This window comes from Pseudovibrio sp. SCP20 (assembly GCF_057774105.1).
Window position 1 is genome coordinate 1,825,669 of sequence record NZ_JBYMDH010000001.1, and the last position, 25,364, is coordinate 1,851,032.

Here is a 25,364-nt window from a genome sequence, read left to right on the forward strand (position 1 = left end):
ACAAGAGTGCTCATGCCGTCACCTCCGCGAAATCTGCCTCATCTCCCAGATACGCCTCCCGAACCCGCTCATTTCCGCGGATCTCCTCTGGCGTTCCCGTTGCGATGATCTCGCCATAGACAAGTACGGAAATCCGATCAGACAGCCCAAAGACAACTCCCATATCATGCTCCACAATGAGCAGGGTTTTGCCTTCCGTTGCCATCTCAATTAGCTCAATCGCCCGGTCGGTTTCAGAGTGGCTCATGCCCGCTGTCGGCTCATCCAGCAAGATCACATCAGCTCCACCCGCAATGGTGATTGCAATCTCCAAAGTGCGCTGGTCCGCATAGGTCAGAAGGACGGCAGGCACATCAGCTTTCTCTGTCAGTCCAACCTTCTCCAGCACTTCTGCCGTCTTGCGTTGCACTTCTCTCAAGTTGCCGATGTTGCGCCAGAAGCTATGCCCGTAGCCAAGTGACCACAGCACCCCGCAGCGCACATTCTCCCGCACGGACATGTTGGCGAAGATGTTGGAGACCTGAAAACTCCGCGACAGCCCAAGTCGGTTGATCTCATAGGGCTTCAGACCGGAGATCTGCCGCCCCCCCAGACTGATTGATCCGGAACTTGGCGGAAACGATCCGGAGATCAGGTTAAACAATGTAGACTTGCCAGCCCCATTAGGTCCAATGATCGCATGCCGCTCTCCTCGTGCAATCTCCAGAGATACCCCTTCAATGATCTTTGCAGGACCAAAGCTTTTGCGTACATCCGTCAGCTGTAAAGCAGGAGCTGTCATGAGCCAGTTCCTCCCTGTCTGGAAAGCACTCTGAGCAAGCCCATACCGACACACGCCAGCACTAGGCCAACACCCCATGGCATCACCTGATCTGGCGCCAGATGCCAGCCAAACGGCTCAAACGCTTCGCCAAAACCATTGGAATGACGAACAGCCAGTTCCACCAGCACAACAACACCAGCTGAAGCAAGCAGCGCAGAAACCAGATAAGCCCCGAGCCGGAGGAACTCCTTCACTCCCAAAGAACTCTTGAAAGCATTCGCCCCACTCAGCAACAAACCAGCAAGACCACCCGGCGCAAACAGGATCATCCCGATAAACAGCAAGCCCAGATAAAGCAGCCAGGCCTCTGAGTAATCAGAGAGATTGGACTGCATATAAGTGAGCACCACAGCGCCAAGGATCGGACCTGCGAAATAGCGCGCACCACCAATGTAAGCCATCAAAAGCACTAAGCCGGATGGCACCACACTCAGGCTCTCCGGCGTAAAGATCTCATAGTTCACCGCAGACATACCGCCCGCCAAACCAGCAAACCCACCAGCCGCAATGAACACCAGATAGCGAACCCGGTTGGGGTTATAGCCCACAAACTGCACCCGTTCCGGATTGTCCCGCACCGCCTGCGCCAACTTGCCAAGCGGCGTTCGCGTGAAGGCATACATCAGCGCGGTACCAAGAAACGTCCAGAACGCGATGAACCAGTAAACCTCGCCCAGAGGACCAAGCGACAAACCAAACAGCTCAATGCCATTCATCCGGTCACCCGTAATCCCCTCTTCTCCGCCAAACACGCTGATAAACATGAACCCGGCAGCAGCTACAAGCTCAGCAATGCCAAGCGAAATCATGGCAAACGGCACTCCAGCCCGCCGGCAGGATGGCCAGCCGATGACGGCTCCTGCCAGTGCTCCGCCAGCAAAACCCACCAATGGCAAAGCAAACATGGGAAACGCCGCCCAGATGCCGCCATCGTAGCTCGCGTTCTCAATGGCGTTCATTGCATGCATCGCCGCATAGCCGCCAAGACCAAAGTAAACCGCATGGCCAAACGAAAGCATGCCCGCCTGCCCCAGCAACATATTGTAGGAGAGTGCAAAAACCATGTTGATGCCAATGGCGTTGAACAGCGACAGCCAAGTTCTGGAAGGCTCAAACAGCGGAATGCTTAAAAGGATCAATGCAAGCAGCAGGAGCGGCAATACCCGCGTTGCAAACTTGTAGCGCGCACTCGGCGCCAGATCAGGCAACCGGTCAAGACTGTAGTCGGTCAAAACTCACGCTCCCCCATCAGGCCGCGCGGACGCAGCATCAACATCAAAACCAGAAGAATGAATGGCAACATGGGCGCCAGAGACGCAATCGTGATGCGCCCGATGTCTCCATCCGCACTCAATCCTGCAAACGAGAAGATCTCTGCAAAGCTGGCATCAATGGAAATGGCGAAGGTCTGCAAGAAGCCAATCAGCAAGCTGGCGATAAACGCCCCCTCCAGACTGCCCATGCCACCAACCACGACCACCACGAAGACAATCGGCCCGATGGAAAACGCCATGGACGGTTCGGTCACCAGATAGTTGCCACCAATCACGCCGGCCAACCCCGCAAGCGCACATCCAGCCGCAAACACCAGCATGAAAATCCGTGGCACGTTATGCCCAAGATGAGACACCATATGTGGATGCGTCAGCGATGCCTGAATGATAAGCCCGATCCGAGTACGCTTCAGCAGGTACCACAGTCCCGCCAGCATCCCGATGGACACAGCCAGCATGAAAATCCGGTAAGCCGGATATTGGGAGCCGAAAAGTTCAAAGAGAGAAAAATTCAGCTCCGACGGTATCTCGTAGGCAACAGCAAACTTGCCCCAAATGATCTTCACCAGCTCTTCAATCACATAAGCCAGCCCGAAGGTGAAAAGCAGCTCGGCCACATGCCCGCTGGCGTGCACTTTGCGCAAGCCCCACTTTTCAACGCAAGCTCCAGCGGCTCCAACGCAAATCGGCGCCAGAAATAACGCAAACCAGAATCCGGTGTGCTGGCCAAGGGTAAAAGCAAAGTAGGCACCCAGCATGTAAAAGCTGGCATGGGCCATATTAAGAACGCCCATCATACTGAAAATCAACGTCAATCCGCTGGACAGCATGAAGAGCAACAGGCCATAGATCAGCCCGTTGAGCAGAGCAAAAACAACCGTCTCCATAACATCCCCTAGAAAACTGGGCGTGCTCAGACCCGATTGCCCGAGCACACCATTGATCAGACGAGAATGTTAGGAAGGACGACGCATCTTACACGTAGTCGGTGTTTCAGTCGCCGCTGCCGGAATGGTGATATCTGTCTTGAACCCGTAACCGGTGTTCTCGACATCACGGGCAACACCTTCAGAAAACGTAGAGATATAAAGCGGTTGCATCAGCTGATGGTCATCCGCCCGCATGGTCACCTCACCATAGGGTGTCTCATAAGTCATGCCTTCCAGCGCCGCAGCAATCTTGGGAACGTCCACCGCCCCCACACCATCAACCGCTTTATCCAGCATGTTCATCAGCGTGAAAACACGCTCATAATAGTAATCGAGGCTGTTGGTTTTCTCAAAATCATCCACCCGCGCCATCTGCTTCTCAGAAGCTTCAATATTTTCATGGAACTCGGTGATCTGTTTCACCAGCCCGACCGCACTTTGCCCCATCGCAGTCGGGGCCCCAAGACCTCCGCCATAGAACGTCAGATACGGCACAGTATGACCAGACGCATTGGCCGCCTTCACCAGCAGGGTCATATCTGTCCCCCAGTTACCGGTGAACACAACATCAGCCTTCGCGCTCATCATCTTTTGAACGTAAGGCGTAAAATCCTTAACCTTGCCAATAGGATGAAGCTCAGCTCCAACAATCTTGATGTCCGGGCGTTTCTCCTCAATCATGGACTTCGCAGCAGCCGTGAATGCCCGCCCATAGGAGTAATCCTGCGCCAGAATGTAAGCGGACTTGATGTCTTTCTGATCCCGCAACCAGTCCGTCAGACCTGCCATTTTCATGTCCACATGCGCATCAAACCGGAAGTGCCAGTAGTTGCACTTTTTGTTGGTGAGCGCCGGATCAACCGCCGCATAGTTTAGGAAAAGTACCTCTTCTCCCGGATTACGCTTATTGTGTTTGGCAATCGCATCCGTCAAAGCATTAGCAACACTCGACCCATTCCCCTGCGCGATAAAGCGAACACCCTGATCAATCGCCTTCTGCAGCTGTACAAGGCTCTCCTTCGGATTAATTTTATTATCAAAAGCAACCACTTCCACCTGCATGCCGCCCATGCCACCTGCAGCATTGATCTCATCCGCAGCATACCGGAAGTGCTTCAACCCAGCATCACCCGTGCTCCCAAACGGACCAGACAACGGATCAATATAGCCAATCTTGATTGTCTCAGCTTCCGCAGAGAGAACTCCACCGGAAAGCAGAAGTGCGGTTAGACTAGTTTTCCAGAAAACACCTTTAGACAAAACAACCCCTCCCCTAAAATGATTTTTCTTTATAATTTTATTAAGGCAATGAGATCGGCAACACGTTCTATTGTCAAGCAATAAGTAAAACTCAATTCTACATAGTGACTTAAGCCAGTTTCACATCCATTTCACATGTGATTCAGCCGCAGAAAGTCTTCATCACAAGTAACTCCGCAACAGTATTGTATGCGGCGTGCAATTTTCTTCTTCAGACACCAGTACTTTGTATCAAACAGCACAACACCTGCATGAGACGCACCCTACAGAATAACCCAGATAAATCAGTAGAGTTAGGGACTGTCGAATGGACAACTTCAAAATCATTCACGACTTGATGGTTGAAGTCGGGCCGCTTCTGGAAGCCTTGGAAATATCAGAGTACGCCGAAGCAAAAACCTGGACCATTCTTCTGGAAGATTTCCTGCTCATTCTGGAGAGTGATGAGGACAACAGTATCCTCCACATCTCCACAATCCTCGCTGCCCCAACACCGGAAGCGCGGCAGGAAACCTACCGCAAAGTCCTCTACTATTCCGGCGAGCAACAGGCAGAACACAACTATCGCGTTGGTCTTGTTGAGAAAGATGGCGATCTTGCGCTGATCAAGACCGAGTACACCAACAACCTCGACAAAAACAAACTCTACACCACCCTCAGAAACTTCGTCAGCGAAGCGGCGAAGCTCAACGACATGATCGAGACCAGCGCTACACCCCAAATCGCGCTGACTGAAAACACCGGCGAGATCATCTTACCTGCATAATTGGCATTTCCGTGCAGGGAAAACCCGAAATCATCTCTTAAATTTTTACTCAAGTGTTTGCTGCGGCACACCTGTGGCTTTTTCCAATTGTTAGAAGCGAAAGGTGAGTTGGCCTGAAAGCAAGAGCAGGCTGAAATCAGGAGCAGGACGTGCAAAAAATCTTTCAAACGATGTCGCAGAGAAATGACGTTCTCTTGGCATTTCTGTTGATCGCAATCGTATTCATGATGATCCTTCCGTTGCCGACGGTTCTCGTGGATACGCTGATTGCCATCAACCTCAGCCTTGCAGCAATCCTGCTCATGGCCGCGCTCTACCTGAAGGATGTTGTCGCCCTTTCGGCGTTCCCGTCCATCTTGCTTCTGACAACCCTCTTTCGCTTGTCGCTGTCCATCACAACGACCCGTCTGATCCTGCTGAAAGCCGATGCCGGTGAAATCATCGACACCTTCGGCAACTTCGTGGTGCAAGGCAATCTGGTCGTCGGTATTGTTATCTTCCTGATCCTCACCATCGTAAACTTCCTTGTGATCACCAAGGGCTCCGAACGCGTGGCAGAGGTTTCCGCCCGCTTCTCCCTTGATGCGATGCCGGGCAAGCAGATGTCTATCGACTCTGACATGCGTGCCGGCCAGATCGAGCTGGACGAAGCAAAGCGTCGCCGCTCCAAGCTGGAAAAAGAAAGCCAGCTTTATGGTTCCATGGACGGCGCCATGAAGTTCGTGAAGGGCGATGCCATCGCGGGCCTGATCATCACCGCCGTTAACATCATCGGCGGCGTCATCATCGGCACCTCCCAGCATGGTATGAGCGCCGTTGACGCGCTGGATCGCTACACCATCCTCACCATTGGTGATGGTCTGGTAGCGCAGATCCCAGCTCTGTTCATCTCCATCACCGCTGGCTTCATGGTTACCCGCGTAAGCACCGATGACTCCAGCGATCTTGGCTCTGACATCGCCAAACAGTTGAACGGTGAACCAAAAGCCCTGATGATCGCAGCAGCCATCATGGTTGGCTTCGCGCTGATCCCTGGCTTCCCTTCTGTTATCTTCCTGCTGCTGGCAGCTATCTTTGGTTCCATCGCTTACTTTGCAATGCGTCGGACCAAAACCCAATCCGCGAAGAAAGACTCTCAGCAACTCTCGGCTTTTGCCCCGGCTATAGCGCCGGAAGGTGAAGCGCAGATGATGCCAGATGAAGACATGGCAACCGAGGTGGAAGCTGCACAGGATCTGGCGATTACCATCACGGTTCCTTTGATCGTCGATATCTCATCATCCGTACGCTCCACCCTCAACCCGAAGAAGCTGGACAGAGAAGTCGCAAAGGTTCGCAAAGCGCTTTACTTCGATCTCGGCGTCCCTTTCCCAGGCATCAAGCTGCGCCTGAACGAAAGCCTGCCTGAAGGCGAGTATCGCATCCTCGTCAACGAGGTGCCGGTTGCCCGTGGCGCTACCCGTTCTGGTTACTTCATTGCCCGCGAAACGCCGCCAAACCTTGCCATGTTCAACATCCCTTACGAGGAAGGTGACAGCTTCTTGCCGAACACCCCATCCTTCTGGGTGAGCAACAGACACTTTGAGCAGGCAACCCGCGCAGGCATTCAAACCCTGACCCTGACCGGCATGCTCAGCCTGCATCTGGCTCATGTCCTCAAACAGCACGCGGCAGAGTTCCTCGGCATTCAGGAATGCATGTTCCTGCTCAAGCACATGGAAAGCGACTTTGACGAGCTAGTGCGCGAAGTAAACCGCGCCGTCCCGCTCATTTCACTCGCTGATGTTCTCAAACGACTGGTGCGTGAAGATATCTCCATCCGTGACATGCGCACAATTCTTCAGGCCATCGTAGAATGGGGCCAGAAGGAAAAAGATCCGCTCATGCTGACGGAACACATCCGCATGGCATTGAGCCGCTACATCACGCACAAGTACTCCGCAGGCCAGCACATCATCCCGGCGTACCTCATCGACAAAGACATCGAGGACGAAGTGCGCGGTGCAATCAGACAGACCAGCGGCGCGTCCTATCTGGCTCTGTCACCGGACACCCACCGCCAGCTCATCACCGTCATGCGCAGTGCCATTGGCGATAATCTGGCACACAACGGCATTGCTCCGGTAATCCTGGTGCCAATGGATATCCGCCGGTTCTTCCGCAAAGTGATCGAGCGTGATTACGCGGATCTGGCAGTGCTCTCCTTCCAGGAGCTGGCACCAAACGCAAACATCCAGCCACTAGAGAAAATCAGTTTACGCGGCAAGGTTGGCACCCTACCAGCCTGATCCCCGAATACCGCGTAAAACCTGCCCTTTGCCCGGGCAGTGAAGGTGGAACCCGAATAACCAAAATCAGAAGCCCCAACTTCGGGTAATCGGGTTCCACCTATTCCTCAGAAATCTTCACATTTCGGGAAGATGTCGTCTTGTTCTGACGCCATCTTCATCAAGCAACTTTCTCTGCAATAGCCCTACAACAAGCACCAAAAGCACCGCATGACCTGTCATGCAGTGGGGAAGCTAAGATCCCGAAAAACGGGGAGAGCAAGGCGAGCAGGCAGTGCCTGCGCATTGTAAATAAGTTAGTTTCTTCGGCATTGGCTGCTCGCCTCGCCCGGGCGTTTTTGTATGAAACAAGATCTCCGCCGAAAGGCATTGGGAGCAGGTGCTTACCCATCAGGATCAGCCCTCACAAAGCACAAGGCTTTGCTTGGAACCTCCCCCTCTGAGCAGTTGCTATCTGGAACAGTTTGACCTGTCCATGACAGCTGCAGCTGCCAGTGTAGACGCCCATCGGGTGACCAGCTTCCGCTTGGTCCCTGCACTAAAGACTTTCAAGGGGTGTTTCAACGGACCCGCCGGATGATGCGTTACTTCACCCGGTAGCCCCGCCCAGCCCACGCCGCACTGACGGTCGGTCCGCCAGCTGCCCGTTTACATGAACATGAGTTAAGTATGGGGCTAGCGGACCTAAGGGGAATAACTTTTCCGCTCAAGGCATTACGCGCTTAAGGAATGGCTCCACAACATGGCCCCAAATCTCAGGTCCGTTATCCCAAAGAAACACGCCATGACCTTTTTCACCATCTAGTGGCAAAATAACAAGTTCCTGCTCTGCATCACTCTCTGATGTAAAAGCTTCAAAATAGAACTGAGCTAATTTAGGGCTAAATAACTCATCATTATCTGCATAAATCCAGAGAACAGGCACTTTTACGGTAGAGCCGTACGCTCTGAAATCACGCTCAACCCGATCTGTATTGCCTAGTTTATAACGGTTGATTGCTCCAGCTCCGGGAGCGAACGTGACGACACCAAGAACACCTTCAGGCGCTTTACTGGCAACACCAAGAACGCCATTACCTCCCGCAGAAAGCCCAACAAGAACAACTTTATCATTTGCAACAAACTGTTGCTTCCGAAAATAACTAACAGCACTCTTGATATCGTGAATGGTCTCTTCAAAAAGCTCAAGCGCATAAGATGAGTTATCTCCCTTCACAACAGAACGCACGCCTTCAGAACGCCCATATCCCCGGCGAATGACCACGGCAACAGCATATCCCCGGGCCAGAAACCACCTGATCGCAGCATCAGGCCGAAAGTCATAAGCACCATCAGTTGGCGCATCCGCCGCCATACCGTGGTTGAAGACTGCCAGAGGAAGCGGCCCCTCTCCATCCGGCTTAAAAACAGTTGCCTCAAGCGTGATTGTCCCACTGCCATCTTCCAACTCAACCGGTACACGCCAGACCTGCATATTGAGTTCACCAAGTGGCTCACCGATCGCACCAGCCTTAAATTCAACAGCCTCTCCGAATGTCGGTAAGGCCAAAGACACACCGATGATGGCGAAAGCACCCGCCAGCCAACATCGTTTTTTGAATATAGAAAACATAGCAAACTCATTTGAAATACAATTGAATTACAAACCAATTGCAAATGAAGCACGATTCCTTAACTGCGGCAAGTTGTGTTTTTTAAGAGATGCAGCCAACACAACTCCTCAGGACAAAGGAGCCTTAGCCTTTTCGGAAAGATAACAGGATCTTAGTTTGGCTTATCTTCGCCCGTCTTTTTCTCATGTTCAAGATCGATCACACCGCGTTCAAGCGGTCCGTTGTAAAGGATGTCTTTGTTCTGATCGATCCAGACAAGGATCTCCGCAACCGCAGCAAACATGTCCTGCGGAATGAGTTCTTCAATCTGCACTTCTGCATGTAGCATGCGGGCAAGTTTCACATTGGCAAAGATCGGCACACCAGCGGCCTCAGCTTCCGCACGCATTTTTAGCGCAGTCAGATCAAGCCCCTTGGCAACAACCAGTGGAACAGCAACTTCATCCGGGCGATAGGAGATCGCAACGGCATAGTGGGTCGGGTTCACAACCACCGCACTGGCTTTACGCGTGTTCTCCAGATTATCGCTCATCAGGATTTCCTGAGAAATCCGCTTCCGCTGCCCTTTAATCTCAGGACTACCCTCAGACTCTTTATGTTCCCGCTTCACCTCTTCCTTGGTCATCTTCAAGCTCTTGATGTGCGTATGCTTCTGAAACATGAAGTCCAGGATCGCCACGCCCACAAACGCCAGAAACGAAATCCCGAGGATCAGTTTCATGATCGCACCACTGATGTTTGTGATGCAGGGAATGCCGCAGGAGAGAGAGTTGATGTAAGCGCCAATGGCATACTTCACGGTAAAGTACAGCATGGTACTGAGCAGAACGATTTTCAGGATCGATTTAAGAACCTGCACCACCTGCTTGAGAGAGAAGATACGCTTGAAGCCCTCTGCCGGACTGATCTTACTCAGCTTGGGCATGATGCTGTCGACAGCCCACAGAAAGCCAAACTGCACAAAGTTGCCGAAGATACCAGCAGCAATCGCAACACCGATCAACGGCAGGACGATATCCATGAAAGTGGAGAAGACACCAAATACGCCTTCTCCGGCGGAAGAGGAAAAGTCACGCCGCGTTGCCAGATCGGCAAGATCGTCCATCAACCCAACAAGCTTGGAAAAGTTCAGATCCCAGGAGAACCAGAGATAAGCAATCACCGAAAACAACGAGATCGTCGTCGTCACCTCGGTACTCTTCGCCACCTGCCCTTTCTCACGAGATTCACGTTCTCGTTTGGGGGTGGGGAGTTCGGTCTTTTCGCCAGAACTCTGCCCACTCATGGACCGACCTCCAGCTTCTGATCCTGATAGATCTCCTGCCCCTTCTCAAAAATACCGAACATCTCATCCGTAAACAGCTTCAGCTCAACCTGATGCTCCGCCGCTTCCGGCAGCAGGAAGGAGAGGTAGAAGGTAAGCAGAATGACAGCCACGCCACTCTTGATCGGCATCGCCAGAATGAACACCTGAATTTGCGGATCAAACCGACTGATAATCGCCAGCGCAAACTCTGAGAGGAACATCAGAATAACCAGCGGCGCTGCCATAATGAACATCAGGCGCATGGCATTATCGAAGATGGACAGGATCAACTCAGGAAACTCTTCCGGCAACACAGGCACAAACTCGGTGACCGGAAAGATCATGTAGGAGTTATAGACCAGCGTCAGAATGAAGAAGAAGCCTGGTGTCAGGAAGAGGTAGAGAATAAACGCACGGGAGAACAAGTCCCCGATCGGCGAGCTTTCGTTGCCCAGCATCGGATCAATACTGGACGCAACAGCTGCACCGCGCTGGTTGTCGATCAACGTACCCGCAGACTGCACCGCCCACAGCAGACAAGAGATCGTGTAGCCAATCAGAAATCCGATGGCATACTCCTTGAAGAAGTAGACGATAAACATCGAGCCGGTTGGCGAAAACCCGTCCACGTACTGCAGGTTATAAGGGTAAAGCGGGATCGCAATCACCATGACAACCACGTTGCGCGCCATGCGCGACATGAGCGTGGCATTAAACAGCTGGGACGTTGCAAACACCGCGAAAATGCGCGGAAACGTCAGCAACAACACCAGAAAGGCGTCACGATGGAGTGAGGTGATCTCCGCAATCAGGTTCATCGGCGTTACCTGACCAGTGTCGGGAAGTCGTCAAACAACGCCTGCGTGAAACCGATGGTCTCCGACCCAAGAAAGCTGGACATCATGAACAGCGTCAGCGCCACCGCAATCAGCTTCACACCAAACTGGATCGTCTGTTCCTGCATCTGCGTCAGTGCCTGCAGCAAGGACACCGCAAGACCAACCAGCGAAGCCACGATGATCGGCGGCAAAGACAACATCATCACAAGGATCATGGCCTCGGAAATGCGGTAGACGGCGTCTTCTGGTGACATAGGCTACTCCTCTCACATTTCCGGTTAAACGTAGGTCTTGATCAGACCAAGGATCAGGCGTGACCACCCATCAACAGCCACAAACAGGAACAGCTTGAACGGCAGCGAAATGGTCAGCGGCGACACCATCATCATGCCCATGGCGAGCAGGATGTTGGAGACCACAAGGTCAATCGCAAGGAACGGCAGATAAAGCAGAAAGCCAATCTCAAAGGCCTCCCGAAGCTGAGAAACCGTGTAAGCCGGCAGCAGGATCGCAATGCTATCCGCACTCATGCTGTCAGCAACTTCCGCAGGCCACAGCTGGCGGGAAGCTTCCAGAAAGAACGCCTTTTCCTTGCTGTCCGCATGCTTGGCCAAAAACTCTTCCAGCGGCCCTTTGGCGGCAACGAAGGTCGTCTTCATATCCTCCACCGTGGCGATGGAGTAATTCCCCTTCTCCAAAATCTCGAAGGTCTGGAGGAAGACCGGCAGCATGATGTAGCCAGACAGAATAATCGCCAGAGCATTCAACGCCATGTTCGGTGGAATCTGCTGCACACCCAGCGCGTTACGCACCAGCAGCAAGACCACTGAAAGCTTGATAAAGGACGTGGCAACAATGGCCAGAAACGGGACAAGGGCCACGACCACAAGTGCCAATATGAGCGTGAATGGATCAGACGTCATCAGCAAATCTCTGGTTGGGCACCTTCAAGGCGCCTCTGGTTTTCGTTGGCTTTGGCGTGACCTAAAGCAGCTTAAAGGCCTGCGCCCCGATCAGTTTTGGAAATGCGCAGCGCAACGCGCTCATCAATCTGCACCAGATGCCCCTTGGCAATCCGCTTGCCCGCAGCACGCACATAAACAGGCGTTTCTTCATTGAGTGCAGGCACATCAATGTTCACCAGCGTTCCAGCCGCCCAGCTCTCAAGCTCAGCAATGGAAATCTCACGCTCATCCACCTCAAAACGCACCGGTACGCTCATCTGGGAAAGATCTATGGACCCGATCTCTTCCGCGCCTGTTTCAGCAGCTTGCTCTGCGTTCATCTGTTCGGCTAACTCACTCATACCATTTACACTTTCAATTCGTTCGCAGCCCCATCCCTGCTCCACCAGCACCAGGTGATGACGGCTGAGCGGCCCGTCCACAGTGATGCGTTGCCCAAGCGCAGGCGCATCCAGAACGACAAGATCTCCGCTGCGCAAATTGGCAACATCCGCACTCGGCAAAGCCGCTTCGCAAAGGGTCAGGCTGATGGAGGTGTTCAGTTGCTCACGAACAGCGCGCCACGCAGGCTGAGCAGTCAGCGGCAAACCACCCAGCAAACTAGAAAGCGCATCCGGCCTCACACCAACTTTTGCCAGAACCGCAGGCCCACCAATCTCACCATACCGAACCGAGAACCAGCTCAGTTGCTCTAGCTCACCAACGGATAGCAGCGCAGAAACGGCTTGGAACGGCAGTTCGGCCTGAACCTTGGTAAAGTCCGCAGGCAGCTCATTGCGCAGGTTGGAAACAATGCCCTCAATCAGCGCATCACGCAGCCCGGCATCCAGCTCCAGAACATCCGCATAAGCCAGTGGTACACTCAGCTGAGCCTCAAACGGAAAATCTTCCAGAACAAGCACAGCAGTCGCGCCGGTATCCCCACGCAGCATGCAGCCTTGCGCAAAGGACGAAGGCGCCTCGCTCATCTGAAAGTTCAGCGTGTGGGTGCTCTCAATCGTGATATCCTGCTCCGCATAGCTGAGCGCAGCGTTCCAATAGTCAAGCGGATCTGTTTTAGTTTGATAATTCAATGTATTCATGACGTGGTGCTGTTCCCCGCAAAGATTGAGGAAAGTCCCATCATGGAAGAAGAACCGGCATCAACGCTCTCAATCTCCTGCTGTTCCAGTCGATCAAGAACACGGATTTTCCGGTCTGGAAAACGCTGCTGCAATGTGCTCATGAGCCCCTGCGCGGCAGCCTGAACCTCACCTGCAATCCGGTCACCAGTGACACGTTCCAAAACAACCGCAAGTCCACCTTGCGTAGACATCACCTTCAGACCAGCAAGACCAAAGCGGTTGGCATCAAGAGAGAGGCTCAAAACGCGCCCGTCACTCTTATCCGCCATGGCTTCCGCCCGCATGGCCTGCTCAATCTGGTTGGCAATCGCCGTCATCGCCTTATCAACGCGCGCTTCTGTCGAGGTCTGACGCACGGAGCTGAACAGCTCGGAAGGGTTGGAGACGGAAATAGTGCGGGCTTCAGCCGGATCAGACGCAGCCAGCAATCGCGCCTGGCTCAGGTCCAGCGGGTCAGTCTGCCCTTGCTGCGATCCTTCGCCCTCATCCTGCATAGCGTCTTTGGCGAGAACCGGAACGGATTTGCCCTCAGCAGTGCGCAACTGTTCCTGAAACAGGCTGACATCATGACGGTTAAGCCCGTCAGAGAACCTGTTACCCTGCTGCTTGCCGGACATTTTGCCATGCTCTCGCGGCTGCTTGCCACGGATACTTTCAAGATTTTGCTGCTGCTCAAGAGGCTGCGAACCCTGAGAAACCTTCATACTTCCACTTGCCTTCGCCCGGAAAACTGCTCCTCGATCTCCTGCTCCTCCGCAGCCTCCATCAAGGCATTGGCTTCACTCCGAAGATCATCCGCAACCTTTCCATACTTATCTTTGATGCGAAGTGCTTTTTGATACTCAAGGCGGGCGGCATCCGCATTTTTAAGTGCGCGATCATAAACATAGGCCGCGCGTTCCGCTGCGTCCTCCAGCTTTTTCACCGCATTTTCAAGGATCTGCGCCTGCTCTTTCACTTTGTCGAGATCATCGGTTGAGATGACCTTCTTGATGATTTCCTCGTAAAGCGCATCTTGCTTGGCAGGCAGCGCGGCGCGCTCATCCGCAGCCGTCTTGCGCTTCTGTTCCAGCTGCTCTTTGGCGCGCCGGACCTTCTCCAGCTCAGCATTCAGTTCACGCTGAGCCTTTTGCTCCTTAAGTGTCTTGACCAGATGTAGCTTTTTTATCTGGTTGATCACGCAACTGTGCTCTTCAGCTTGCCAAGGGCAACATCAAACCCATCAAACTCATCCGTGCGCTGCTGCAAGAACTCCTTGATCGGTTTGTTCTTGGCAATCGCCAGATCAGCCTCTGAATCCGCCCCCTTCTGATACTCACCAATCTGCACCAGCAGCTCAACTTCCTCATACTTTGCCAGCAAGGAGTTCACCTTGCCGGACATCTCGCGATGTTCAGGGGAAATCACTGCCGTCATCACACGGCTTTTGGAGTTCAGAATATCAATGGCCGGATAATGGTTGGCAGCAGCCAGCTTGCGCGAAAGCACGATGTGTCCATCCAGAATGGACCGCGTTTCATCAGAAACCGGCTCATTCATGTCATCGCCTTCCATCAGCACTGTATAGAACGCGGTAATTGAGCCCTTATCATTCATGCCAGCCCGCTCCATCAGGCGCGGCAGCGTGGCAAACACAGAGGGCGGAAAACCACGACGGGTTGGCGGCTCGCCAACAGCAAGACCGATCTCACGTTGAGCACGGGCAAAACGGGTCACAGAATCCATGAGCAGCAACACACGCTTGCCCTGATCGCGGAAGTACTCTGCAATCGAAGTCGCAACAAACGCCGCTTTAGATCGCTCCAGCGAACTCTTGTCTGACGTTGCTACTACAACAACAGACTTCTTCATGCCCTCAGGTCCAAGATCATGCTCAATGAACTCGCGCACCTCACGGCCACGTTCACCAATCAGCGCCAGCACGGTCACATCTACAGCTGCGCCCTTCACCAGCATCGCCATCAGCGTGGACTTACCGCCACCCGCCGACGCAAAGATGCCCATACGCTGGCCTTCACCAGTGGTGAGCATCCCATCAATGGCCCGCACACCCATTGGCAAAGGTTTGTCGATGATCTGACGCTGCATAGGATCTGGCGGATCCTGATTAACCGGATAATGGGTTTCCGGCACGAACTCCTGATCAACCCCATCAATGAAGTTGCCCATGCCATCCAGCACGCGGCCCAGCAGTCCCTCACCTACGGCAACAGTTTGCACATGCCCGGTTGGGCGCACCTCGGTATCAGGCCCAACACCATAAAGCTCACCAATTGGAGACAGCAGCGCTTCATCATCATGAAACCCAACCACTTCGGCCATGAGCCTGCGACCGGTTGAACGAGTGTAAAGCTCTGCAATCTCGCCAATTTCCACCTTGGGTACGACTGCATGGATGAGCGTACCCACCACTTTGCGCACCCGGCCAGTCAGCGGATAGGGCTCCACATCCGTTGACGCTTTAACCAATGCACGACCAAGCCCCGGCAACCGGGAGCTGATCTGCTTGCTGCGTTCTTCAACATGCTCTGCAGGTTCAATGATGGAGGCCATTATCCCTCCGCGAGCTTGTTGGAGGACACTTGGCCAGACGATGTTCTGCGCAGGATCTCTTCAATCTCTTCCAGCCGAACCTGCAAGTTGCCATCCACACGGCCAACAGGCGCATCCAGCGCGATATGCGCACCTTGAAGTTCACCATCCTCAACGATCTCAAGAAACTCAATCTGCTTGAAACCATCGGTGATCGCACGGGTCATCGCCGTAGCCTTGGCGTACATCTCCGGCGCCACATGCAAGCGAACACGCTTTTCAGCGCGCAAGGACTTCAGCATGCTGCGCGCCATCAAGCGCACACGCTCTGCATCATCAAACTCATCCAGCAAACGACGCAGCAGAGTAATAGTGACGGTGACAACATCGTGTTCCACCTCACGCAGGCGCGTATCCAGCAAAGCTTGCTCCGCTATAATACGTTCACACGCCTCCGACTGCGCTTTGCGAACGCCGTCTTCGTATCCCTGCTTTTTCTGCTCTTCATAAACACACGTCGCATCCTGCAGAATTTCCTCTGCCCTGCGCTGCGCTGTTGCGATGATCTGATCAGCCGTTTCAACAGAAGCGAACTCAGCTTCCTTGATAATGTGAGTGCCTGGCGTCAGCTGAGCGCCCAGCTCTTTCAGTCTATAAATGCTCGCCATTGTGGCAATCTCCGACGTAAATACTGGACAAAATGCTCTTGCTGCTCTGCTCGCATCACCTGCAAGCGAGCGCTGAGTTTCTCGTTAAGCTCATTGGAAAAACGTAGGCGCACCAACGGCTCAAGCTTCTCATCAACCGCACTGACAAAAGCCAGGATACCTTCAGCACCAATCAAAGTGAGAGCCTGCAAAGCCTCCTCATCACTGCCGCTACACAGCTGATCAAACGCATCATCTTCTTCAGCCGAATATCCAAGAGTGCCGAAGAAAAACGCCACATCACGGATGGCGATATCAAACACATCCTCACCGAACAGAGCTTCCATCCGTTGGCAATGGCTCTTGAGCACAAGACGCCCTATCATGTCATGCACGCGGGCAATCGCGATGATGCGCAGCACGCCGCCAAAATCCTCAGCTCCCAGACTACACAGCATCAATGCCAGTCGCGCCTGATCAGAAACCGAAAGCTTGTCAGTTGCAGCAATATCAACAGCAAGGCCGTTGAGCCCAAGCAAACGTGATACATGTGTGTTTAAGGGGCGGCGGAAATCATCATGCCCGGAAAGGCCACGCAACACGCCAAGCTCCAATCCGGTTGCAGCCAGATGGTCATCATGCGCAAAGGCGAGAGGGTTCAGCAAAGATGCAGCAAGTCTGGCCTGTAAAGGCCAGACTGCAGAGTGATGTGGAGTACCCGTCATCATGCCCTACCCTGCACTAAGCAAGTTCTTCAGGCAGAAGCTCGTCGTCTTCTCCACCTTTGGCTTTTTTACCGCCAGAGCTAAACTGCTTGAACAGCAGGAAGCCAACGCCACCAATCAGCAGCAGCAGCACAACACCAACCCCGCCAAGGATCTGCCAGAAGACACCGGCATCATCACGGGCAATGCGCAGTCCAGGAAGCACAGCTTCATACTCTTGTGCAGTACGCTGAGAAACAGGCTTCAACTCACGAGCTGGTACAAGCGCAACCGAGACACTGGCGTACTCAACGCCCTCAATCGCATTGCTGACCAGACGCTTGATCTGCGGGATCAGAAATTCGATATCAAATTCAGGACGATGCTTGATGAAGATCGCAGCAGAAGACGGCTTCACCTCTTCACCCAGATCTGCCTTTTCCGGCAAAACGATGTGAACACGCGCAGAAACGATACCGTCAATCTCGGTAATGGTCTCCGAAACTTCCTCACTCAGCGCATAGATAAAGCGAATGCGCTCCTCAAATGGGGAGGAAATAATGCCAGACTTTTGGAAGACCTGACCCAGCGTATCACGCGCACGCTTTGGCAACCCGTTTGCATTCAGGATTGTGACCGCACGCTGAATATCGTCGTCATCCACCTGCAGGGTCACGAGCCCGTCACCCAGACCAACTTTCTGAGCAGACACACCATTTTCCAAAAGCAGGCTCAGCATGGTGTTTGCTTCCTGTTCGGACAAGTTGGTGTACAGATCCGTGTTGCAGGCGGCCAAACCAATCACCATGCCTACAATTGTAATAAAACGCCGAATATTCATTTAGACTTTCACTATACCTATTGAATGCGCAGTCTTAATCAACGCATCAAAGCGTCCATACCTTGCGTGGTTTTGCCCGCAATCTTCGAGCTCACATCAACCAGCAAAGAATAGTTCGCCACTTCAATCTGCATGTTGATCAGCTTGTCGAACTGGCTGAGCTGCCCACCTTCAGAAATCGCATTGATGCTGTCGCTGGTCTCAGCAAAAACACCCCTCACCTTGGCAAGGCCATCAATGAGGAAGTTGCTGTCCGTTGGATTGACAGAAGCAACCTGAGTAGGCGCCTGAACCGCAGCCACGTTTTGCGCTGCGTTCACCTGATCCACACCACCAATAACCACATTGCCATTGACGATCTGGCCTGAAACCGGCGCTTGCACACCACCAGCAGCACTCAGCGCTGTCTGAAACTGATCTTCAAGACCCGTCACGTCGCCCGCTGCTGCGGCGCCAGTCGATCCTGCCCCACCCTGCAGCGCCTGCTGCAGCTGAGAGGTGAGTGAACTGTCCAAAAATGTTGTCATGAATGCTCCTCACTGTTTGCTGAAACTCGTTTCGCCTGAGGTCAACGCTTCTTAGCGGACCATCATCGCACTGACAGGATTGGCAAGCTCATCCCTGGAGGAAAGCGCCTGAGCCGCGATCTCCGCACACGGCGTGCCCGCAGCCATCTCGCAAACTTCACTCAGGATTTCGCAGGCCGTATCAATCTCGCCCTTCCGCAACAGCGCAAGACCGCGATACGTCTGGATCGTGTCAGTTGGCGGCGCATTTTCAAGGCAAGCAAGCGCCTCATCAACATTGCCACGCGTCATAGCAGCAAGGCTACGACCCAAGGGACCAGCCTCCTGATCAGGGCGCATCACCTGAAACGCCTTGAAGATGGAGTCAGCATGCTCGGCAAGACCATAGGAGACAGCGATAAAGCCCAGCTCTGCCAGCATCTTGACGGTTTCACTATCAAAATCTTCTGCGTTCATTCCACCCTCATTCCAAAGCCTGCATGCGACTTGCTCCAATCATTAAGCAAGCCGCATACGAATTCTTGTTCTCAGTCGACCAAGCAGGTCTCCCTACTCAAACCTAACGATTTTCCCAACGCGCACCCTTATGGGCCGGCACTGGCGGAGGAGTTTCCCCTAAAGGTGTTCCATCCCTCGAGATGTTCCCATAAATCGGCTGATCATCACCAAGAAGCACATCAGGATAATCGCCGCTGTTCTCTACAGCACTCTCTGCCTCTGAATTTGCGTAGAGAGGTTCATTGTTCACAGTGCCACCGGTCTCCAACCTCGCGTAGGTTGGATCAAGCAGGAAGCTCCCCGGCTCAGCCAACTGCCCATTGTTATGGTCCAATCTGCTGTAAGGGTTCTCATTCTCAATGACCTGGCGATCAATATCAGCCAGCACCCGTGCGGCTTCCTTACGCTCATTTGCTTCTGCAGCACGTTGCTGATTTGGCGTGAAATGCCGAAGGATCGGAGCACCTTCTTTATCGCCGCCGCGCTTGTTAACTTCTGCGTACAGTTGCTGACCAAGTTCTGGCGTATTCTGCTCACCTTCAGAACGAACAGACGCCCCCTCTTTGCCGCCCGGCAGCTCTGAATATGCCAAGCCGTAAATAGAGTTCGGCAGAACCACTGCACCGTCCCTATCAATGAAGCGGCCACCTGTTGGGTTGATAGACACCTCTTCGTAGGCAGCGTCAGACAAAGCTTCATTCACCAGCTCATTGATTGTGGTGCCAAGCTCCTTCAGCGCACCAAAACGCACGTCATTGTCATGAAATGTCGGATTTTTCTGAATACGCTCAAACGCAGCACTAAGAACCTCATCAGTCTTTGCCTGATGGTTTTGAACGCCACCCTGTTGTAAGCCCGCCGAAATTTCATTCTTCGCCAGCTGGGTAAACACAGGCCAGTTGTTCAGCTTCTTATCGTGAGTTTGCAACGCATTGCCAAACAGCTTACCGCCTGTTAGCTTCGCGACAGATGCTTTGGAAACCTTACTGTTTCCATCCTTTGTATCTGCCTGATAAATCGTTTCACCGCCTTCGGTCCTTTGACCTCCAATACGAACCTGCGCATTATCTTTAACAAAATCTTTGTTGGCTTGATGATCGATACGATCCAAAACAGCTGACAAGTGATCTGTGCTGGAAAAGCTAACTCCGGTCATGATTGCCTCGCCTTCCTTTTAGCCTCAAACGGCTAGTGATTTGATATCTCTTGAGTTTAGAATGCACGCTTAAGGCGATGAGGTGAGTGCCGTTGATTACAGGCAGAAGAGATTCTTTCAAAAAAAAAGCAAAACACGAATTGGTTATTCTTCGTGATCTCAATGACTTAAGCTCAGATATCAAACAGCACAAAGGCCGGTCCGTTCAGAACCGGCCTTGCTGACACAGCATGATTTCCGCTCAAGATCTAAGCAACCGCCATCTGACGAGCAATCGCTCGCATCTCCAGCTCATCCCAGGCCTTCATCTGTTCTTTGAAGCTTCGCATCTGATCATTGGATGCCGAGATACTCCCCCGATCTGCCGACCCGAACGCTTTGAGCATGATCTCTGCCAGAACCTCTTCCGCAGTCTCGTCCTGAACACAGCCACTGGTCCGGGCCAGATAAATGAGCCCCAGCTCAATCGTCTCTTCCGCAACATCAAACATCTTTGTGGCAATAGAAAAGACCGGTGCCGGTGGCAGCACATCTTTGACGATGTCATTGATGCGCGTCAGTTCACCAAAACTCAAAGGCACATCTGATGGATCTCCTTCACCAAACAGCTCTTTGAGGATCAGCTCCCTGTACTCCACAACATCACAGTCATGCGCTTTGATCTGGTTTTCAATCAACACCACAAAATCGAACCAGCTACCAGCATCCTCAAGATCAAGCTTTTGCTGCTCAAGTGCTTCAATTTTGCGGGTCACAAATGAGCCTTTAAGCCCAAGCTTCCAAAGCGGAGTGAACCAACTGAATGTACGTGGTTTCACCAGCTTGGTTTGAAAGACAAGCTCATCCTCACTGCGGGCACGTGCCTTCTTCAGCGGTGGGATAAGCAGATCGGACTTCTTGATTTTCAGATTCAACTCACTGCTGAGAAGTCCACTCAGCAAGTCGTCCAGTGTTGGCCTTGATGGAAGAACAAGGTCAATCATAAAGCATCATTCCAGTTGTTTTTGTTATTGAGTAGGTGCGGTTTGTGAGCTGCTCACAGTGCGAACCGCATGCGCATTTTTGCTTTGATATGCCCGGTCAAAAGCATGCACTTTCACCCGGCGCTCAGCACGTTTTTCTTCCTCGCTCTGGCGCTCCAGAGCATCTTCTTCAGCACCAGCAAACGGATCCTCAACCTGCACTTCCATGCCGCCTTCGCTTGCAGGATCACTCTCCTCTCCAAGCGGAGTGATCTTGGCAGCTTTGGTTTTCAGCTTGTCGCGGCTGTAGGCTTTGTCCCGCACCGCCTCATCCTCATCAGAACCACCCGTCTCGACCTCGCCCTTCTCATCAAGAAGGTCACGGGATTGCTGTAGGGAAAGCTCTGATGCAGCAGCTTCATTCATGCTGTTGAAGACAGCCTCATAAGTCGGCTGCTCCTCATGCGGCATTTCAGGTTGAGAACCATCCATCGGATGAACCTCATCACCATGGCCCTGATCACCAGTTGGCTGCACAGTGTCGTCCAGCGAAGGACGTGTATCCAGATAGTCATCCAGGTCCCGCTTTCCCACGCCAGCATACGCAAAGCGGAAATTGTCATCGCTGACATACCGCATTTGGTCCCCGGCAAGCTGAAAACCGAGAGATGACATCAACAACGCACTGGAAACACCAACGGTTGCCTTCGGCTCCTCTTTGATTGACTGCGGCAAGGACACCACAGAGCTCTGGCCTTTGAGGTAAGAACTCAGATTCCTCAACGAAGAAAACTTCAGACCTCTTGGATCGCTCTTTTCTTCCTCATAGACAAACTGAGAAATATAGCTGATGGCCTCCTCAAAACGATCCTGCCGCTGCTCACGCGCATGCTCATAAAGGCTCTGCGCCGCTTCATTCCGGAGCAGCTGATAGAACACATTCCAGTTGGAGACCTTTTGCTCAGGCCTTTCAGCTTTGTTCTGCAAAAACCGGGTGTGCCGCGTCACCGCGCGGCAAAGGCCAAGCACCTTTTCGCTCAAGCCATCTTTATTGTCCTGAGACACAGTTGCCTTGTAGAGCACCTCACCATTCTTGCTGGCGCTCTTGGTCAGGCTCACCCGCGCATCCTGAACCGATTTGCCGGAAATCGCAGCTTCAAGACGCGCAATAACGTTGGTGTAACGATCATTTTGAGAAAAGAGAATTTCTGTCATGGTGGCCCGCCCGGTACAGGCAATCGCCTCTGACCCTCCTCGGTATCAGATGAATGGCGTTGCCTTATGTTTTGAAAAGGAAATTGCGGCCCGATGGGGATGGGCCGACACGCTTAAAGGCTGATCAGTGTTGCTGGTTCAAATGTGTCCTGAGACAGATCATCAGATGAGGCTTCAGCCTGAGCACCCATCTCACGCACGATCTTCAGCCAACCAGCGGAAACATCAGCAAACGCCAGCACAAACTTGGCCAGCTTTTCAGCATCCCAGGCCACAGCCCGCAGATCGTTATGCATCACGAGAGCATCATTTTCGATGAGAACCAGACGCATCCCGCCTGACTGGAAGCTTTGAGTATTGTAGACGAGAACAAGCTCAAGAATACGGTCTCGTTGAACTGGTGTCAGCTCGCACAGACAGGCAGAAACACAGATGCGATCACTGTCCGGAACGAGTTTGAATTTCAGAGAAAAAGCATCCAGATCAACAATACGAATAGATTGATCCTGTTCATCTTCTTTTGGCTCAACACCTAATATCTGACATGCATCACTGAGCAATTTCTCGAGCATGATGGGACTCCGCTTCCTTACTTTCTTAGCCATGACATTGCCAGAAAGCGGAGCAACCTAAAGTGTCAAACGATACAGTTTGAGTAAGATACAATCGCAATTAGCATTTATTTTTCCGCCGGTTATGGAAGCACTTACAAGCGCGCGAAAATGAATTTCCCTCACCTGTCTGCAACTTAAAAAAGAAATCCCCCAGAACGCAGAAGCACTCCGGGGGATAGGTGTTGCAGCTGTCGCTAACCTTAGAAAGCTGAAAGCTCGCGGCGCAGTTTCTGCGTAATGTTCTGCAGCTCAGACTGCTTGCGAACAACACGCGGTGTGATCATCACCAGCAGTTCCGTCCGCCGTGTATCGTTTGTAGTGTTCTCTTTGAACAACTCACCAAACACTGGGATCTTACGCAGGATCGGCACACCAGACTCACCATTTTCTTTACGTTCCTGAATGAGGCCGCCCAGCAAAATGGTACGGCCGGATTCAACCACGATGTCCGAGTTGATGGTACGTGTTGCAATCGTTGGCGTCAGCGAACCTTCTTCGGTCTTGTTCTGTACAACGTTACTCACCTCCTGCTGGATCTGCAGCAGAACGGAGTTGTTGGAACGAATATTCGGCTCAACCTGCAAAACAATACCAGTGTCTTTCACGTCCACTTCATTGGTCACAGTCACATTACCATCATTGCTGGAAGACTGACTGCGGGACGCAAACGGCACCTGATCACCAATCACAAGACGCGCCTTACGACCATCCAGAACAGTCAGGTAAGGAGAAGAGATCACCTTAACTTTCGTAATGTTCTGCAGTGCCTTCAACACCACATCAACACCAACAGTGTTCAGAGAAAGCGCTCCACCAGCCGCTTTGGTTGGACGAGACGCACCATCGGCCACAGCACCAATGCCACCTGCAAAGTTGCCCTTGGCCAGATACCACTGCACACCGTAGGACAGGTTATCGTTGATGTTCACTTCCGCGATGGTCGCTTCAATCACCACCTGAGACAGCGGCAAATCAAGCGCCTGCACCACATCCCGGATGTGCTTGAACTCTTTATAGGTAGAGTTCACCAGCAAAGCATTGTTACGGCTGTCAGCCACGATGCCGACTTTACTGCCCACTGCAACGCGATTGCTAGGAGCATCAGTCAGACCATCAAACAGCTTATTTGCATTACTGAAACGATTGCTGATGGAATCCTCTGCTGGCCCGACAGACTCACCATTTGCTGAAACCGGGAACTTACGTGCAGAAGAACCATTCCCACGAGAAGCCTGCTGACGCTGCTCTACTGGCGGCGCTGCAACACCACTACCGCCCTCACCTTCAAGGATCTGCGTCAGCTGTGTCGCAATCTCATTTGCAGGCAGGTACTTCAGAGTGATGATACGAACCTTCGGAGTATCCAGCAGGTTGTAGTCAACTTCCTTCGTAATCCGGCGCACACGCTGCAACATCTCACGGCTCTGCACCGCGACTAACAATGACTGCTGCGTTTCCAGCGGAATGATCGTCAGCGGTGAGGTCAGCTGATTAGGATAAAGCTGCTGGAACAGAGTGGTAATCTGCTTCGCCACCTGGCTCGCAGAGCTCTGCTGCAGACGCAACACAGAAACAATCGTCTTGTCATTGTCACGGTTGTAAAGGCTGTTCACCAGCTCCTCAGCCGCTCCAATATCTTCCGGACGAGCGCGAATAGCGATCTTGTTGGACCCTTCCACAGCAACAGCAGAGGCACCAGCTGGCAGAATAGCCTGCAAAACCTTCGCTGCATCATCAGAGGATGCAGAACGGACAGGCAGAATGCGCAGCTTCAGATCACCAGCAGAACCAACACCGGAAAACTGCTCAATCGCCTGGATGGTCTCAGGACGACCAATATGGAAGATCTGGTCAATCAGCTTTAGAATGTAACCATTACGTCCAAGCAGGACACGCACCAAAGACAACATCTGATCTTTGGCGATAGGATTTTCTGTCTGGAAAGTAACCGTGCCTTCCAGCGGCTCATCAATCACATAGTTGACCTGAAGAATGCCACCCAGCGTCTGCTGAATGAAATACTCCAGCGATTCACCGCGGAAGTTCAGGCGCACCACATCAGAGGTTGCCTTGGCATCACTGGCCTGAGCAACACGGATCTCTTGACGGTTGGTACTGTTAAGACGAGCATCAGCCAGCAGAACCTTGGCTTCTTCATCATTGAAGTAGAACGCCGTACCCGGTCTGCCCTGCGCCGCATTTTCACTGTTCACCCAGCGGGTGTTGATCGAACGGCCCAGAGTGCCGCGTGAGTGAGATGCCAGTCGCGGTTGGCCTGAAAGGGCAAGATGAACATCACGCTGGTTCTCTTCTGAGAAGAAGTATTGCAGCTGTTCTGTAAGCCCCGCTGGCGGAGCTGTGTCTTCCCATTCCTGATCAGCCGGCTGGGTCGTTGTACAGCCCAGCAGGATCACGGAAATTGAAAATACGCCTGCTGTCTTGCGCAGCATTGAACTTAGTTTAGCACCAATCATTTCAAAC

Annotated in this window: 25 protein-coding genes; 2 read left to right on the plus strand and 23 right to left on the minus strand. The window is 52.7% G+C overall.

All coding sequences use genetic code 11. The features are described from left to right. Nucleotides 1-10: 10 nt before the first annotated feature. From AC3CB2_RS08055 to AC3CB2_RS08070, 4 genes are all read right to left on the minus strand, one after another. The gene (locus AC3CB2_RS08055) at nt 11-781 is read right to left on the minus strand and encodes an ABC transporter ATP-binding protein (protein WP_352929368.1); all 771 of its coding nucleotides are present in this window, start codon (nt 779-781) and stop codon (nt 11-13) included. Beyond that, entirely contained in the window at nt 778-2,055 is a 1,278-nt protein-coding gene (locus tag AC3CB2_RS08060) for a branched-chain amino acid ABC transporter permease (protein WP_352929366.1), read from the minus strand. Before AC3CB2_RS08060 ends, AC3CB2_RS08055 begins: the two co-directional genes overlap by 4 nt. Next, nucleotides 2,052-2,984: a branched-chain amino acid ABC transporter permease gene (locus AC3CB2_RS08065; RefSeq protein WP_075696984.1), complete on the minus strand. Its 933-nt coding sequence runs from the start codon at nt 2,982-2,984 to the stop codon at nt 2,052-2,054. Before AC3CB2_RS08065 ends, AC3CB2_RS08060 begins: the two co-directional genes overlap by 4 nt. 69 nt (nt 2,985-3,053) lie before the next feature. After that, nucleotides 3,054-4,286 (minus strand): branched-chain amino acid ABC transporter substrate-binding protein, encoded by a 1,233-nt coding sequence (locus tag AC3CB2_RS08070; protein ID WP_352929363.1) that lies wholly within the window; start codon nt 4,284-4,286, stop codon nt 3,054-3,056. Nucleotides 4,287-4,593: 307 nt separating this feature from the next. On the opposite strand from AC3CB2_RS08070, the gene AC3CB2_RS08075 reads away from it, so the two are divergent. Beyond that, complete coding sequence (locus tag AC3CB2_RS08075) at nt 4,594-5,052, plus strand: type III secretion system chaperone (RefSeq protein ID WP_352929361.1); 459 nt, start codon at nt 4,594-4,596, stop codon at nt 5,050-5,052. 194 nt (nt 5,053-5,246) lie between these two features. Further along, nucleotides 5,247-7,340, plus strand: a complete 2,094-nt coding sequence (gene sctV, locus AC3CB2_RS08080; RefSeq protein ID WP_425328924.1) for a type III secretion system export apparatus subunit SctV — start codon at nt 5,247-5,249, stop codon at nt 7,338-7,340. Nucleotides 7,341-8,046: 706 nt separating this feature from the next. On the opposite strand, the gene AC3CB2_RS08085 is transcribed toward sctV, so the two are convergent. The 19 genes from AC3CB2_RS08085 to gspD form a co-directional block, all read right to left on the minus strand. After that, nucleotides 8,047-8,952: an alpha/beta hydrolase family protein gene (locus AC3CB2_RS08085; protein WP_352929358.1), complete on the minus strand. Its 906-nt coding sequence runs from the start codon at nt 8,950-8,952 to the stop codon at nt 8,047-8,049. 152 nt (nt 8,953-9,104) lie between these two features. Beyond that, on the minus strand, nt 9,105-10,238 hold the full coding sequence (gene sctU / locus AC3CB2_RS08090; protein ID WP_008547285.1) for a type III secretion system export apparatus subunit SctU: 1,134 nt from the start codon (nt 10,236-10,238) through the stop codon (nt 9,105-9,107). After that, the gene (sctT, locus tag AC3CB2_RS08095; RefSeq protein WP_352929354.1) at nt 10,235-11,077 is read right to left on the minus strand and encodes a type III secretion system export apparatus subunit SctT; all 843 of its coding nucleotides are present in this window, start codon (nt 11,075-11,077) and stop codon (nt 10,235-10,237) included. Before sctT ends, sctU begins: the two co-directional genes overlap by 4 nt. A 5-nt stretch (nt 11,078-11,082) precedes the next feature. Then, entirely contained in the window at nt 11,083-11,352 is a 270-nt protein-coding gene (gene sctS / locus AC3CB2_RS08100; RefSeq protein WP_008546860.1) for a type III secretion system export apparatus subunit SctS, read from the minus strand. Between the two features lie 24 nt (nt 11,353-11,376). Continuing rightward, on the minus strand, nt 11,377-12,021 hold the full coding sequence (gene sctR, locus AC3CB2_RS08105; RefSeq protein WP_041768662.1) for a type III secretion system export apparatus subunit SctR: 645 nt from the start codon (nt 12,019-12,021) through the stop codon (nt 11,377-11,379). A gap of 71 nt (nt 12,022-12,092) precedes the next feature. Continuing rightward, a complete protein-coding gene (locus AC3CB2_RS08110; protein ID WP_352929349.1) occupies nt 12,093-13,145 on the minus strand; it encodes a FliM/FliN family flagellar motor switch protein in 1,053 nt (350 codons plus the stop codon). Then, entirely contained in the window at nt 13,142-13,891 is a 750-nt protein-coding gene (locus AC3CB2_RS08115; protein WP_352929346.1) for a hypothetical protein, read from the minus strand. The genes AC3CB2_RS08110 and AC3CB2_RS08115 overlap by 4 nt, the downstream gene beginning before the upstream one ends. Next, nucleotides 13,888-14,367 carry a type III secretion system stalk subunit SctO gene (sctO, locus tag AC3CB2_RS08120; RefSeq protein WP_075696978.1) on the minus strand — a complete coding sequence of 160 codons (480 nt, stop codon included), beginning with the start codon at nt 14,365-14,367 and terminating at the stop codon, nt 13,888-13,890. Before sctO ends, AC3CB2_RS08115 begins: the two co-directional genes overlap by 4 nt. Next, nucleotides 14,364-15,740 carry a type III secretion system ATPase SctN gene (gene sctN, locus AC3CB2_RS08125; RefSeq protein WP_352929344.1) on the minus strand — a complete coding sequence of 459 codons (1,377 nt, stop codon included), beginning with the start codon at nt 15,738-15,740 and terminating at the stop codon, nt 14,364-14,366. The genes sctO and sctN overlap by 4 nt, the downstream gene beginning before the upstream one ends. Further along, a complete protein-coding gene (gene sctL / locus AC3CB2_RS08130; RefSeq protein ID WP_352929341.1) occupies nt 15,740-16,387 on the minus strand; it encodes a type III secretion system stator protein SctL in 648 nt (215 codons plus the stop codon). Before sctL ends, sctN begins: the two co-directional genes overlap by 1 nt. Then, nucleotides 16,366-17,094 carry a hypothetical protein gene (locus tag AC3CB2_RS08135; RefSeq protein ID WP_352929339.1) on the minus strand — a complete coding sequence of 243 codons (729 nt, stop codon included), beginning with the start codon at nt 17,092-17,094 and terminating at the stop codon, nt 16,366-16,368. Before AC3CB2_RS08135 ends, sctL begins: the two co-directional genes overlap by 22 nt. Before the next feature lie 13 nt (nt 17,095-17,107). Then, a complete protein-coding gene (gene sctJ, locus AC3CB2_RS08140; protein WP_352929336.1) occupies nt 17,108-17,911 on the minus strand; it encodes a type III secretion system inner membrane ring lipoprotein SctJ in 804 nt (267 codons plus the stop codon). A gap of 38 nt (nt 17,912-17,949) precedes the next feature. Then, on the minus strand, nt 17,950-18,438 hold the full coding sequence (locus AC3CB2_RS08145; RefSeq protein WP_054783331.1) for an EscF/YscF/HrpA family type III secretion system needle major subunit: 489 nt from the start codon (nt 18,436-18,438) through the stop codon (nt 17,950-17,952). A 51-nt stretch (nt 18,439-18,489) separates the two neighbouring features. After that, nucleotides 18,490-18,894, minus strand: a complete 405-nt coding sequence (locus AC3CB2_RS08150) for a hypothetical protein (RefSeq protein WP_008546421.1) — start codon at nt 18,892-18,894, stop codon at nt 18,490-18,492. A gap of 103 nt (nt 18,895-18,997) precedes the next feature. Then, on the minus strand, nt 18,998-20,092 hold the full coding sequence (locus AC3CB2_RS08155; RefSeq protein WP_352929332.1) for a hypothetical protein: 1,095 nt from the start codon (nt 20,090-20,092) through the stop codon (nt 18,998-19,000). A gap of 248 nt (nt 20,093-20,340) precedes the next feature. Next, nucleotides 20,341-21,075 carry a hypothetical protein gene (locus AC3CB2_RS08160; RefSeq protein ID WP_352929330.1) on the minus strand — a complete coding sequence of 245 codons (735 nt, stop codon included), beginning with the start codon at nt 21,073-21,075 and terminating at the stop codon, nt 20,341-20,343. A 24-nt stretch (nt 21,076-21,099) separates the two neighbouring features. Further along, nucleotides 21,100-22,269, minus strand: a complete 1,170-nt coding sequence (locus AC3CB2_RS08165; protein ID WP_352929327.1) for a hypothetical protein — start codon at nt 22,267-22,269, stop codon at nt 21,100-21,102. A 113-nt stretch (nt 22,270-22,382) separates the two neighbouring features. Continuing rightward, on the minus strand, nt 22,383-22,841 hold the full coding sequence (locus AC3CB2_RS08170) for a type III secretion system chaperone (RefSeq protein WP_014286160.1): 459 nt from the start codon (nt 22,839-22,841) through the stop codon (nt 22,383-22,385). A gap of 242 nt (nt 22,842-23,083) precedes the next feature. Beyond that, nucleotides 23,084-25,357: a type II secretion system secretin GspD gene (gene gspD / locus AC3CB2_RS08175; protein ID WP_352929325.1), complete on the minus strand. Its 2,274-nt coding sequence runs from the start codon at nt 25,355-25,357 to the stop codon at nt 23,084-23,086. Nucleotides 25,358-25,364 lie beyond the last annotated feature (7 nt).